Raw genomic sequence first — 12740 nt, 5'->3', positions numbered from 1 at the left:
CCCGCTCCGACACAATTCTCCCCGGTGTCCGCCAACTTCGGCGGTGAAAAGCAAATGAGGAAAACAACTATTTTCGGCGCAATCATTGCGGCGCTATTTGTGGGCGGGCTTTCCGCCAAGTCCCAAGCCGACGTCCGGCGCTTCGCCTTTACATACTCGTGGTACACGACTCCTCAAGGCATGAAGGAGTTGGAGATTTGGTACACGCAAACCGGGAGCGGCGGCAGATGGAAGGGCCGCGCCGAACTGGAATATGGTGTGACCGACCGATATACGATCGCGCCGTATCTTCTTTTTGAGAGGGCGGACGGTAAAACCGAGGTGAAGGGCTGGAAGCTCGAAAACCGATATCGATTCGGCGAAGCCGAGATCGGCAAGATCATGCCCGCCGCTTACTTCGAAGTGACAAAGGAGAAGGGCGAGCCTTATGAGCTTGAGGGCAAGCTGATCCTTTCTTACCATCCGAACGCAGATGTTATTGTCTCGGCAAACCTGATCGCTGAGCGTGCGATGGCCAAAAGGAAGCCGGTGGAATGGGGTTATAGCCTGGGCGCGGCCTTTACTGCCGAGCGAAACCATTGGTTTGGGGGCGAAGCATTCGGCAGCTTCACCGACAAAGAGAACTGGATCGGCCCGACCGTGGGTTACGATTTTGGCCCTTCTCGCTTCGTGGCGACTTACGGAGTCGGCACAGACAAACAGGGCAACCGCCTTCGATTAGTGATGACCTGGCAGCTTTGAGCGCTTTTTGGGAGTGCTCGAATTTATTCGAGCTTTCACAGCGGCGACTTTCGCAGGGAGGGCATCACTCCGTTGATGCCGTTTTTGGGAGTGCTCGAATATATTCGGGCTTTCACAACTGTGACCGACGTCGGGCAGAGAAGGCAACGCTTCGTCGTTGCCGTTCAACAAGACAACTGTGCAGGCAAGGACGCCTACATCACAACCGACTGGACACGCATTGTGTCTTTGCGCCTTTGCGAGAAATAAAGTGCAAGCTCCCGCAGAGGCGCAGAGTTCGCAGAGACCTCAGCCCAAACTCTGCGAGCTTTGCGTGAAAGGAACGCCCTTTCACTGCGACTTCGCCGGGACGCCCTTCTTCTTCAACCACGCCACCGCATCCCCCGCAACCTCGGCACCCCGCCTACCCAAGAGCGGCCCCACATGCGACATCCCAGCATAGCTCCTCGCATCTGCCTTCGCCCACTTCGCCACCGCCCGGCTCATTGCCGGAGGAATGTCCGAATCCTTCTCCCCGATCATCACGAGCACCGGACACCTCGGCTTCTTACAAGGAACCCCCTCCGACAGCGACGTCATCACCGCACCCGACTCGTTCCGCCATCGGGGCCAAGCGTAGTCAATCATCTCCTCCGTGCTGTCGGGCATAGCGTCCGCCGAGTCTTGCCGCGGGCCGCCCTCCCACTCCACAATTGCCGGAAAACTTCTTGGCTTGCGGGCTGGGCCAACCCCCGCCGGAGCCACCCCGTTGATGAGGATGACCGCCGCAGGCTTGACCGTCTCTGCGGCCTTCAGCGCTAGCGGACCGCCCATGCTCGCGCCAATCAGCACCACCGGACCCTTGGCGTCCTTGGACCAAGTCTCCACTTGCCGAACGTAATCATCAAAGGTCGTCTTCGCATAGCCGCCTTTCACAGGGACAAGGTCAGGACTCACCACCCGATACCCGGCCTTCTCAAAAACCGGCTTCCACTGAATGTATTCCCAGCCGCCCCCGCCTGCACCGTGGATCATCACCGCGGTGGGCGTTGGCGCACCAAGGACGAGAGAAAGGGCCATCTCAAGCAGCATGAACTCTATTGTGGTTTGTCCTTGGGGTCACTCGCCGCCGCAGGCAGTTCGCCCCGAATCTTAGGCCCCCACCGCTATAATGAGACCGTGCGTGAGAACGACATTTTCAGCGAATCCGAGGTGACAAAAATCGTCCAGCGAGCGGTCGAGATGCAAGAAGCGGGCGACAGCGCGGGCTACTCCCCAGGAGTCACCAAAGATGAGCTTTTAAAGGTTGCCAAGGAGATTGGCGTCTCGCCGATCTACCTGGAACAGGCGATCTCGGAGGCACAGCGCAAGTCCGAAACAAGCGAGAAACGGTGGCGATTCGGCACAGACATCGACTGGGTCGTCAAAGGCGAAATCGACCCTCAAAACTTTGACATCGTGGCTTCCAAACTCCCGAAACCTGGGGCAAACCCCCTGCCAACCCAGGTCGGAAAAACCCTCTCCGCCAAGGTGTCCTCCGTGACTTCGGTGACCAACATCTCGGTCTCGTCAAGAAATGGCCGAACGCGGATCAAGGTCTCTTCCGTGCCGTCCTTAGCGGCGGTCTACGCCTTTACCACCGCATTCACGACCGGAGTTTTCGGATCGATCATGGTCGCCCAAGGGCAGCTTGCCGGTGTCGGAGTTGGGATTCTCGCGGCTGGAGCCGCCGCCTGTATCGGCTGGCTTGCCGGAGGGCTAAAAGCCAATCGTCGCGAAGCGCACAGGATAGCAAGCGACCTAGAGTCGGCGGTAAAAGACAGCGTGGTCGTCGAGCCCAACGTGCAAACTGCCGCGTCGGTCCAATCGCGCATCTCAGAGCCTGTAGAGACAACCGATGTCATCCACGAAAAGTCTTAGAAGGCAGTTGTGTCGCGCATAGGCTTGCCCAATTCAAGAGGAGCTTTGGCGGGAGCGTGTAAGAATCGAACTCACCCGGCGCCCAAAGACGCCACAAACGGTTTTGAAGACCGCGGGGCACACCAGCACCCATTCGCTCCCGGCTGGTTTTACCCCACAAACAAATCCAGAGCCAGAATGTGGAGCCGCGCCCCTGCCAGTGCCGTCGTGGTGTCACCCTCCCAAAACCCTCTGTGTCTCTGTGATACTCCGTGCGCTCTGAGAGAAATCCCTTTTCATGTCTCCGCCCTCCATAGGGTGGAGACTACGCTGAGTGTTGCTTGGCAACGACGGAGCGTCGCCCTCCCAAACTCTCTGTGCTTCTGTGGTGCTCCGTGCGCTCTGTGAGAAATCCGCTTTCATGTCTCCGCCCTCCTTAGGGTGGAGACTATGCTGAGTGTTGTCCGGCAACGACAGAGCGTTGCCCTCCCCTACACCCGCGCTCGTCAAAAATCTTCTTTGAGCCTTTGTGGTTCTTGGTGCCTTCGTGAGAAGTGGCTATCCTTGATTCACGCAAAGCAAGCAAAAGACGCAAAGATTGGGTTGAGGTCTCTGCGAACTCTGCGCCTCTGCGTGACTTTCCTTTTCTCGCAAAGTCGCCAAGTCGCAAAGCCTGTCCAACCGGTTGTGGTGCAGGCATCACTGCCTGCGCAGTCGTATGGCTGCACGGCAACGACGGAGCGTTGCTCTCCCACACCATCTACGCCTCTGTGAGAAATCTACTAAGCCGCAAACCCCTTAAAGTCTTTGCGCAGGACAGATAGCCCAAGCCGCAACATCTCAAACTCATCACTCAAACGCTTAAACGTCGGCGCTTCGGCATCGTACGGCTTATGGTCAAAAGAACTCACCACATCATAGCTAAACCGACCCAGGGAGACGGCCTCAACAACCTTGTTCTCACCGAGCAAGCCGTGGATTTTGTCCAACGATTCCGGGAACAAACCGGACCAGAAAAGCAAGAAGTCCCCCATGTGCTTGTGAACCTGCCGTTCACGGTCGAAGGAGTTTGCATTAAGGCGAACATCGCCCTCAGCCAGCATTTCCGCAAGCGATTCAAGGCGTCGCCCAGCGGCGTCTTTGATGGCAAAGATATCGTCGCGGTGGAGAAAGTTCGCCAACATATGCGCGACATAGTTCTCAAGGTCTTCCGTAACGGTCACGCCCAGCTTTTCGTGCATCGACGTGTGAACCGCATCGCGGAAGAACTCAGTTAGTAATTCATGGTCGTGGTGCTCATGGTTCATTTCCAACCTCCAAAGCCACGGTCGGATACTGCATTTGTCGGTATAGACGGCCCAACTTATGAAGGGGTTCCTGTCGGAATTGCTGAAAAGCTAGCTAATTCGCTGGTGCCTTGGGTTTGCGTTTCCAGGCCATCTTATTGCCACCTTCCACGGTAATGACAACTTCATCCTCATTCTTCCACTCGATTTTGCCCCCGAATGGCGTAGGGTTGGGATTGCGCTCTTCCAGCGCCCCAGCGACGGTCCGCCGACCTGTAATCGCCGTAAGAATGAGCGAATCTTCGGTGAGCTCGTAAGTGCCCTCCATCTCCAGCATATCGTCAGGAGCCGACTTGAACACAAGCTTCTCATCGTAGGTTCCATCGGGACGCAAGACGAAGTTGCGTGTGCGCTCGGGATGGCTCGTTTCAACCCACTCTCCCACGATATCCCCTTTGGCAGCGGTTGGCGTGGACTTACTGGCCTTGGTGGCCGAGCCACAGCCCACAAAAAGGGTCAGCAGAGCAATGGCAAACAAAAAGGTCAGGATTCTCATGATTTTCCAAGTCCGTGTTTAGTGGCAATCAACGCAGCCTCTGTGCGGTCATTGGCCTGCAGCTTGCGAAGGATGCTGCCAACGTGGTTTTTCACCGTGCGCTCGCTCAAAAAGAGAGCATCGGCAATCTCCTTGTTACGCCTCCCCATAGCAATCAGTTCCAGCACTTCAACCTCGCGTCGGCTTAGCGCCTGAAAGATCTCTCGCTGCTTCTCTGGCTTGTCGACGACTCGCCTAAATTCGGCAAGGACTCTCGGCGCGAGCGTCGGATAAATTAAACCCTCTCCCGTGGCTGCCCCGCGCACAGCTTCGGCGATCTGCGGCAGGCTGGCGTCTTTGAGCACATAACTGACCGCCCCCGCTTTGATCGCAGAAAACAGACTGTCGTCATCGCTCAAGTGCGTCAGCACAACGATGGCGGCCTTGCACCCGCTCTCGATCAGATTCCGAGTAGCTTCGATTCCCGACTGTCCAGGGAGCTGGAGGTCCATCAAAACCACGTCCGGCTTGATCGCGTCAACCATCTTTTCCGCGTCCAATCCGTTCGACACCGAAGCGAGAACCTCAATGTCCGGCTCTTGCCCCAAGAGCTGAACCAAGGTGGTGCGCAAAAGCGGTTCGTCTTCGACAACCACGACGCGAATCTTTTCGGGCATGCTCGTATTATAGGGCCTGATCTGCGCCGGTCAGGCCAGAGGGACCTGTACCTGCACGCAAGTTCCCTTGCCCAGAGCCGTTTCGATCTTCAAACTTCCCCCAACCGCCTCGGCACGTTCACGCATCGTTTGCAGCCCGATACCCTTATCGCCAGTCGCGATCTTGGGGTCATATCCCACGCCATCATCCCGAATCTCGATGCCCACTGAACTGCCCGTTGCCCGCACCTTAACCTCGATTCGATGGGCTTGAGCGTACTTGGCCGCATTATTCAGCGCCTCCTGAACAATCCGCAAAGCGGCGTGCTCAGTCGGCGCGGGCATAGACGGCAGCTCGGCAGGCGTGTCCAGGTCTACAGGGATGTCCAACCGCTGAGCCGAGAGGGAGCATAAATAGCGCAACGCCTCAACCAAACCCTGTCCGAGCAGCGGCGTCCGCATCCGTCGAACCATCATCCGCAATTCGTCAGAGGCCTGCCGTGCAACCTCCTGTTGCTCAATGGCGATCTCTGCCGCCTTGGCCGGGTCCTTGCTCAGCCAACTGCGGGCGAACTCCAGACGCATCGATATCGCCCCCAAATACTGCTGCAGCCCGTCGTGCATCTCCACCGACATCTCGTTGCGGTATTGCGATACAGCCAGCTCCTGCCGCCCCTTGGCGATCTCCCGAACCAGGCGCGTAAAAAGGGAAGCCATCAAGATCAGGAAGAAGAGCCGAAACGCAAAGTAGACATGCTGAAAGTCGCTGAACCCCACCGCTCCGCCACAAAAGACGGCGCTCAGAACGGCAACCGTCAAAGCCCACCGCAGATCAAGCGTGGCAGCAGCCTGGAGGATCGGCAGGATGTACAGAACGACGATCCAACTGTCCGGCTCGGTGTAGGCAATCACGCTGGCTGCCGTGATGAACCCGGCATCGATCACCGGCCAGATATAGAGCCAGCCTCGCCAACTGACTTTTCGATAGCTCAAATACGTGCGCAGACAAAGTGTGATAAAGACGATGATGTAGAAGTGCCGCATCGCCGCGATCTCGACAACGTCGCGGGTTCTCCCAAACGTATGCGGCCACAGCACCCACAACGCGCCAAACGGAACGCACAGCCAATAGTGAACCAGCAGCAACCGTTCCAGCCGACTGCCGGGCTGGAAAGGGGAGTAGTGCTCAAGCAGAGTCGCTGTTTGTGACCGCATCCTTCCAAATAGCGTAGCGCATATTTGCCATTCGCCATTCCGGAGAAGCGCATGCTCTGGCTCATCGGAGTGAACAGGGAGGGTGAACCGATTCTCAAAATCGGCTCAAAAGTCCAAGGGATAGCTGACTGACGCAAGACCTCCCGGCATCGTAAATGCGCCTCGTCAGCCTGATGCCCGAAAATATCTAACTAGGCATCAAAAAAAGACCGAAGCGCATGGCTTCGGTTAAGAGGAGCCGACCAAGTTCTTTATCATTGTAAATGCGACCAAACAAACTATAGAAAAAAACGGTAACGCAAGGAAGGAAAGCAAGATAAGGCCAAAGGCAAAATCACCGGACTGATTTCCAAACAGCGTTCTCGTCAAGGATTCGCTACTTTTCGATATGAAAAGCAAGGGATAAATTGCCAAGAAGGTTGCAATATTTATCGCCGAAAAATGAAACAAAGCTGATAAAAACCTCAATAATTGTGAGTAGTCTCGCAACACGCTATTGATAAGCACAAAGAATCCTACGAAAAGTATTGCAGTGCAATACAGCGATACATCAATTTCATATTCCCTGCTTACATAGAGCCAAAGATAGAGCTGTATACAAAAAGTCACAACATCTAAGGGTACGAACACTTTGCTCCTTAATACGGTCATTGATATTCCATTTGATGCATAGTAAGATGCTTACGGGCGCAACAGCAGGCGGACAGTAAATTATGAAGGCACTTCGACTTTGACCAGAAGCTGGCCCTCGACGACCTGTTCCCCCGCTCCAACGGGAGCTTCAGACACGGTGCCGTCAAAAGCCGCCGTGAACGTCTGTTGCGTCTTCATCGCCTCAAGCACGACCAGTTTGTCCCCTTTCACCACGCTCTGCCCTGCCTGAACGAAGACCTCGACGATGAGCCCAGGCATCGGTGCATGTGTCTCTCCGTTGCCAGCGCTCTTCAGCGCACGGCTTCGCGTGGCTTTCTCGACCTTGTACTGGCGGCCCTTATAAGACACGTATGTCGTATCGCCAACCGTCGAAGCGAGCGCTGAAAATGTGCCTTCGGGTGTCTTGACGAGCAATCGGTCAGTGGCTTGAGAGACGGTCATGTTCGCGCCTTCGGCAAGCTCCATCTCCACTTCGTTGACAATCCTCTTCATGCCGACCCCTTGCCTGTCTTATAAGCCATAGCCGCTTCCACAAAAGCGCGGAACAGATGCTTCGTCTCCGCATCGTCTGGGGTTCGCTCAGGGTGCCATTGCACCGCGATCAGCCAAGGCCGATCTGTGGCTTCAAACGCCTCAATCGTTCCATCTTCGTGACAGCCCGAAACGGCAAGACCCTCGCCAAGTCTGCCAACGGCTTGATGGTGGTAGCTCTTGCCCTTCGGGGTCGTTGTGCCGACAGCTTGAGCCGTCTTGGAGCCCACCTTCAAAGAGATCGTTTCAAGCGTCCCACCCGAGTGATTTTCGTGATGGACGACGTCGGGCAAGTGCTGTATCAGCGTCCCGCCCCGAACGACATTCAGGAATTGACATCCATAGCAGATCCCGAGCACTGGCATCTCCGAAGGGACGGCCTCCCAAAGCGCGGCTTCGGCGTCATATCGCTTCGGGTCTTGGAGCACAACCTTAGGGTGGTTCTCCTCGCCAAACCGACTGGCGTTCATATCGTCACCACCGGGGATCATCCAACCGTCGATGATTTGCGCGACCTCGTTCATGTCCGCCATCGGGGGAATCACAAAAGGGACACCGCCCGCCTCGGCGATCATCTCTGGATAGTTCCAGTTCTGCTTAAAGTCGCCGTGAGTGCGAGCGTCTTCGGGTTTGTACCGGCAATCGACAGTGATTCCGATGATGGGCTTCATGGTCCAGGCACGACCGACAAGGCCGTTTCGACATTCGTCTTGATCGCTTGCAGGTACTCCGCCGCACCAACGCCGTTAATGACACGATGGTCAAAGGTGAGCGCGAGGTTCACGGTTCGCTTCATCGAGATCGTATCGACCGAATCGTTGTCGAGACCGTTATAGACTTCGCCAAGGAAGAGCGTTCCTACCGATGGCGGAACGACCACCGGCACCGCATCGCGCAAGCCGTAGTGCTGCATGTTCGTAAGGCTGATGGTCACCGACTCGTTGGCTTGGTCCTGACCTTCGCGGGCCAGTTTGATAACGCGTCGGCACTCTTCGCCAAAGGTTCGGAAGTCCATCTTGTCGGCTTCCTGCACCACTGCCAGCACCAGTTCATCACCAGGGAGCGCCACCGCAATGCCGATATTGACGTGCTGATAGGTGCGCAGTACATCGTTGCCGATCAGGGTTGATCGGAACGACGGAAACTTCTTGGTGGCCTGAGCAACCGCGTAGGCGAACATCGTAAAGGCAGAGGGCTGGAACTCGTCTCCCGAGGACTTATAAATCGCCCGAACTCGCTCAATCGACTCCCATACAGCCGCAACGCTGATGGTGCCAGGAACGACAAGCTGAGTTCCCCGAACGAGACGTGAAGCCAAAAGCCGCTGTGCAGGGGCCACGGCCTCCTCGACAAACTTTCCACCGACCCCCGACGCCACCGGTGTGACCGCGCCCGAATCATCTCCACCTTCCAAGAACGCATCGATATCGCTGGGCATAAGCTTGCCCGACCGCGATGAGATCGTTCCCAGAACGTCATCGGAAATCCCTTTCTCCTTCGCGTAAGCACGAGTGCGCGGCGGGATCATCGCGTTTCGCGCTCCTGCTGCGGTCGCCGGTTCGGCGGTCGCCGCTGCGGAATCGGCAGTAGCGGCAACGGCTTCGTCAGCCGGGCCACCGTGGACTTCCATCTCACGCGTGCCTTCGGCAACTTCCATCTTGGCAACGGGCGCCCCAATAGGAAGAATCGAATCCACTTCGGCTGTCCAGCCGATCAGCGTTCCTTCGTAGGGCGACTCGACGTCCATGACGGCCTTGTCGGTCTCCATTTGGTAAATCGGCTCGTCACGTTTGATCTGCTCGCCAGGTTGCTTGAGAACAGCCACGAGTCGGGCTTCTTGCAAGCCCTCTCCCATTTGAGGAATGCGCACGGAAATGATCGGCATAGATTTCTGACCCTTTTTCGCGTCGTCGCGAACGTTGCAATAGTTTGACACATTGGACTTACCAAGGCGTACTATCGGCACTGCTTGGAGTACGCTCGCGATATGCGCTCAGGAATGTTGAAACGCACCGCCGCAATCGCTTTTTCGTGCCTATTTGTCGCCACGGCATTCGCCCAAATCGAACCTCGCCGAATGGTTCGTATGCCCGACATCCAAGGCGACAGGGTCACCTTCTGTGCCGAAGGTGATATCTGGCTGGGAACGCTCTCCTCGGGAGAGGCCCATCGCATCACCATTCACGAAGGGAATGAGATCTTCCCGAAGTTCTCGCCCGACGGCAAGTGGATCGCCTTCACCGGACAGTACGACGGCAACACCGAAGTGTACGTAATGCCCATCGACGGCGGTGCGCCACGGCGTGTAACATACGATCCCACCGGCGCAACGATGGTTTCTTGGACCCCCGACGGCAAGAGCATCGTCTATCGCTCCTCGCATCTCATGCCGATCCGGGGTCAGCGGCTGTTCAAAGTCCCCGTAAGCGGGGGCTTTCCGACACCACTGCCCATGGAATATGCCGCCCAGGCCTCCTTCGCGCCCGACGGCAACCGGTTCGCCTATTGCCTCAACAATCTCGACAATCACCGATGGAAGCGCTACAAAGGCGGTCTTGCAAACGACATCTATATCGGCGATCTCCAGCGCAACACATTTCAAAGAGTCACCACCGACGCCATCAACGAGCAGTATCCGGTTTGGCTCGGGAGTTCGATTTACTACGTTTCGGAGAAGGACGGCTCGGCGAATCTCTACAAGCTCGATCCCGCCACAGCGCGTTCTCAAAAGCTGACCAGCCACACCGGTCTTGATGTGAAGTTTCCTTCGTCGTCGGACGGAAAGCGGATCATCTACCAATTCGGCGATGATCTCTTTGTTTACGACCCGGCAACAAACGCAAACACAAAAGTCAAGCTTAAACTCAGCACCGACCGCATCCACGTCCGCCCCCACAGCGTCGCCGGTTCAATTCAAGGCTTCAGCATCGGCCCGACCGGAAAACGACTCGTCATTGCGGGAAGGAGCCAGCTCTTTAGCGTCCCCGCCGAAGAGGGCGAGATTCGCACGATAGCCCCACTGATCGGCACGGCAAGCCAAGAGCCGGAATGGTCACCGGACGGCAAGTGGATCGCGTTCATCTCCGACCGCGATGGAGATTGGAATATCTGGGCAACCCCCGGCGATGGCTCCGGCGAACCCAAACAGATCACGAAGTACAAGGGCATGATGCCCTCGAACATCATCTGGTCAAGAGATTCAAAGTCGATAGCCTTCACCACCCTCGATCAAAAGCTGATGTCGGTCGATATCGAAAGCCTCGCCCTCACCCAAATCGCCCAAAGCGAATACGGCATCGCCGGATACAGCTTCTCGCCAGACAGCAAATGGATAGCCTTCGGGATGGGCGAGCGAAACAACCAGAGTGCGATCTTCCTTTACAACTTTGAAACCAAGCAGACAACCCGAATCACCAACGCCCCAACCACCGACACCTCCCCAACCTGGGGCCCCGAAGGCAAGTATCTCTACTTCGTCGGCGCACGAAACATCGCAGGCGAATGGGACGCAAAAGACTTCCAGATGAACTATCAGAACACCGACAAGCTGTTCTTGGTCACGCTCGCAAAGTCCACCCCCTCCCCATTCGCCGTCAAGAGCGATGAAGAGCCGCCGATCGGTGGGAAAAAGGCCGACGAAGACGAAGAGGAAGGAGATGAGCAGGCCGCTCCCGCAGATTCAAATGCCGTAAAGATCGACCTTGACGGCATCCAAAAGCGCCTGATCGAACTCCCCATCGAACCCGGCTCCTTCAATCAGGTCGCGGGGGTTCGCGGGGGAGTGCTCTACATCAAAGAAGGAACCCTGATGTACTTCGAACTCGCCGACAAAGACGAATCGGAGTTCTCTCAAGGGGTCCGGGCCTACGACCTCTCGACCAACGGACGCAAAATCGCCATCCTTCACAGCCCCACAAACATCCAAATCGGCAACTTCGGCATGCCCGTCAGTCCCGCCCAAGGCCGCGTCGACCTAGCCGGGTGGCGAGTCCAAGTCGAGCCGGAAATGGAGTGGAAGCAGATTCTGCATTCGGCATGGCGTCAGCAGCGAGACACCTTCTACGACCCCAAAATGCACGGCCAAGACTGGGAAGCCATCCGAAAACGGTACGAAGCGCTTCTTCCCGCTGTTGGAGCCCGCTTCGAGCTCAACGAGATCATCGGCGAGATGATCGCTGAGATGAACGTCTCTCACGAGTTTGTTGGCGGCGGCTATTCGCGCCCACGAGGGCAGCAGTCATCGCCCATTGCCGCGATTGGGGCCGACTTCGATTGGAACATCGTGGACAAAGCCTACAAATTCACCGCGATCTTTGAGGGTGATGGCTACGACCCCGAGACGCGTTCGCCCCTGATGGAGCCCGGACTAAATGTCAACGTCGGCGATTACCTCTTGGCGATCAACGGCAATGAGCTAAGCCGAGACATCGATCCGAACATGTACCTTCTTGAGCAAGCGGGCAAAGTCATCACCCTCACCGTGAACTCCGCGCCCACAATGGAGGGGGCAAGGACCATCCGCATCAAAGCCCTTCGCAGCGACTCGGCTCAACGCGACGCGCATTGGGTGAACAAAAACCGCGAGTACACGATCCGAAACGGAGGCGAAAACTTCGCCTACATCCATCTCCCCGACATGGGCAACGGTGGCGTCGATGAGTTCGTCAAGCAGTTCTTCGCGAATCTCGACAAGGACGCCCTCATCGTCGACGTTCGCCACAACTCAGGCGGAATCACCTCGATGATGATCATCGAAAAGCTGCGACGCGCCATCGTGGAATACGACCAAAGCCGCTATGGTGCGCTCAACGCCTTTCACCCCGGATACTTCGCCGGACGGGTGGCTGTGCTCTGCAATCAGGGCACCAGCTCCGATGGCGAGTATTTCTGCACGATGTTCGATTGGCTGAAGATGGGCCAAATCGTCGGCTCCAAAACCTGGGGCGGCTACGCAGCCGTTGGAGGGTTCTCAACCATCGACGGCGGCAGCGTCAGCACTGTCCAAGCCGGATCGTTCACACCCGACGGCAAATGGCTGCCCGACGGCACTGGCTTCATCCCCAAGAACTACGTGATGGACGACACCGCTTCGTTCTTGGCAGGCCGCGACCCTCAAATCGACAAGGCGATCGAGATCCTCAAAGCAGACTTGTTGAAGAATCCGATCGAGCGAGTGAAACGGCAAGACCCACCCAGCGATGCGAAGAAGCACGACCCCCCGAAGTAGCTGGCAGCTAGTAGCTG

12 protein-coding genes and 1 tRNA gene are annotated in these 12740 nt (G+C 56.7%); 4 read left to right on the top strand and 9 right to left on the bottom strand.

Annotation, left to right across the window (positions count from 1 at the left end):
* Positions 1 to 54 precede the first annotated feature (54 nt).
* Both KF784_04105 and KF784_04100 read left to right on the top strand, forming a co-directional pair.
* Entirely contained in the window at positions 55 to 741 is a 687-nt protein-coding gene (locus KF784_04105) for a hypothetical protein (GenBank protein ID MBX3118224.1), read from the top strand.
* 75 nt (positions 742 to 816) lie between these two features.
* Positions 817 to 990, top strand: coding sequence for a hypothetical protein (locus KF784_04100; protein MBX3118223.1), 174 nt, complete (start codon positions 817 to 819; stop codon positions 988 to 990).
* An 81-nt stretch (positions 991 to 1071) separates the two neighbouring features.
* Here the strand turns inward: KF784_04100 and KF784_04095 are convergent, their stop codons facing one another.
* Entirely contained in the window at positions 1072 to 1812 is a 741-nt protein-coding gene (locus KF784_04095) for an alpha/beta fold hydrolase (GenBank protein MBX3118222.1), read from the bottom strand.
* A gap of 87 nt (positions 1813 to 1899) precedes the next feature.
* Here KF784_04095 and KF784_04090 point away from each other — a divergent pair, with 87 nt between their 5' ends.
* Positions 1900 to 2640 (top strand): hypothetical protein, encoded by a 741-nt coding sequence (locus KF784_04090; protein MBX3118221.1) that lies wholly within the window; start codon positions 1900 to 1902, stop codon positions 2638 to 2640.
* Positions 2641 to 2686: 46 nt separating this feature from the next.
* Here the strand turns inward: KF784_04090 and KF784_04085 are convergent.
* The 8 genes from KF784_04085 to KF784_04050 form a co-directional block, all read right to left on the bottom strand.
* Positions 2687 to 2781, bottom strand: a tRNA-Sec gene (locus KF784_04085).
* Between the two features lie 620 nt (positions 2782 to 3401).
* Complete coding sequence (locus KF784_04080; GenBank protein ID MBX3118220.1) at positions 3402 to 3926, bottom strand: hypothetical protein; 525 nt, start codon at positions 3924 to 3926, stop codon at positions 3402 to 3404.
* 94 nt (positions 3927 to 4020) lie between these two features.
* The gene (locus tag KF784_04075; GenBank protein MBX3118219.1) at positions 4021 to 4461 is read right to left on the bottom strand and encodes a hypothetical protein; all 441 of its coding nucleotides are present in this window, start codon (positions 4459 to 4461) and stop codon (positions 4021 to 4023) included.
* A complete protein-coding gene (locus tag KF784_04070; GenBank protein MBX3118218.1) occupies positions 4458 to 5117 on the bottom strand; it encodes a response regulator transcription factor in 660 nt (219 codons plus the stop codon). The genes KF784_04075 and KF784_04070 overlap by 4 nt, the downstream gene beginning before the upstream one ends.
* Positions 5118 to 5147: 30 nt before the next feature.
* On the bottom strand, positions 5148 to 6311 hold the full coding sequence (locus tag KF784_04065) for a sensor histidine kinase (protein ID MBX3118217.1): 1164 nt from the start codon (positions 6309 to 6311) through the stop codon (positions 5148 to 5150).
* A 711-nt stretch (positions 6312 to 7022) separates the two neighbouring features.
* Positions 7023 to 7457, bottom strand: a complete 435-nt coding sequence (locus KF784_04060) for a biotin/lipoyl-binding protein (protein MBX3118216.1) — start codon at positions 7455 to 7457, stop codon at positions 7023 to 7025.
* Positions 7454 to 8167, bottom strand: coding sequence for a gamma-glutamyl-gamma-aminobutyrate hydrolase family protein (locus KF784_04055; protein ID MBX3118215.1), 714 nt, complete (start codon positions 8165 to 8167; stop codon positions 7454 to 7456). The genes KF784_04060 and KF784_04055 overlap by 4 nt, the downstream gene beginning before the upstream one ends.
* Entirely contained in the window at positions 8164 to 9381 is a 1218-nt protein-coding gene (locus KF784_04050; protein ID MBX3118214.1) for a 2-oxo acid dehydrogenase subunit E2, read from the bottom strand. The genes KF784_04055 and KF784_04050 overlap by 4 nt, the downstream gene beginning before the upstream one ends.
* A 102-nt stretch (positions 9382 to 9483) precedes the next feature.
* Here KF784_04050 and KF784_04045 point away from each other — a divergent pair, with 102 nt between their 5' ends.
* Positions 9484 to 12723 carry a PD40 domain-containing protein gene (locus KF784_04045; protein MBX3118213.1) on the top strand — a complete coding sequence of 1080 codons (3240 nt, stop codon included), beginning with the start codon at positions 9484 to 9486 and terminating at the stop codon, positions 12721 to 12723.
* Positions 12724 to 12740: the final 17 nt, after the last annotated feature.

This window comes from Fimbriimonadaceae bacterium, from assembly GCA_019638775.1.
Taxonomy (GTDB): domain Bacteria; phylum Armatimonadota; class Fimbriimonadia; order Fimbriimonadales; family Fimbriimonadaceae; genus JAHBTD01.
This window is presented reverse-complemented; position numbering and strand designations above follow the sequence as displayed.

What these genes read in the sequence shown, in the direction of transcription:
- KF784_04105 (MBX3118224.1), top strand. Translation starts at nt 55, where the DNA reads ATGAGGAAAACAACTATTTTCGGCGCAATCATTGCGGCGCTATTTGTG.
- KF784_04100 (MBX3118223.1), top strand. Translation starts at nt 817, where the DNA reads ATGCCGTTTTTGGGAGTGCTCGAATATATTCGGGCTTTCACAACTGTG.
- KF784_04095 (MBX3118222.1), bottom strand. Translation starts at nt 1,812, where the DNA reads ATGCTGCTTGAGATGGCCCTTTCTCTCGTCCTTGGTGCGCCAACGCCC.
- KF784_04080 (MBX3118220.1), bottom strand. Translation starts at nt 3,926, where the DNA reads ATGAACCATGAGCACCACGACCATGAATTACTAACTGAGTTCTTCCGC.
- KF784_04075 (MBX3118219.1), bottom strand. Translation starts at nt 4,461, where the DNA reads ATGAGAATCCTGACCTTTTTGTTTGCCATTGCTCTGCTGACCCTTTTT.
- KF784_04070 (MBX3118218.1), bottom strand. Translation starts at nt 5,117, where the DNA reads ATGCCCGAAAAGATTCGCGTCGTGGTTGTCGAAGACGAACCGCTTTTG.
- KF784_04065 (MBX3118217.1), bottom strand. Translation starts at nt 6,311, where the DNA reads ATGCGGTCACAAACAGCGACTCTGCTTGAGCACTACTCCCCTTTCCAG.
- KF784_04060 (MBX3118216.1), bottom strand. Translation starts at nt 7,457, where the DNA reads ATGAAGAGGATTGTCAACGAAGTGGAGATGGAGCTTGCCGAAGGCGCG.
- KF784_04055 (MBX3118215.1), bottom strand. Translation starts at nt 8,167, where the DNA reads ATGAAGCCCATCATCGGAATCACTGTCGATTGCCGGTACAAACCCGAA.
- KF784_04050 (MBX3118214.1), bottom strand. Translation starts at nt 9,381, where the DNA reads ATGCCGATCATTTCCGTGCGCATTCCTCAAATGGGAGAGGGCTTGCAA.
- KF784_04045 (MBX3118213.1), top strand. Translation starts at nt 9,484, where the DNA reads ATGCGCTCAGGAATGTTGAAACGCACCGCCGCAATCGCTTTTTCGTGC.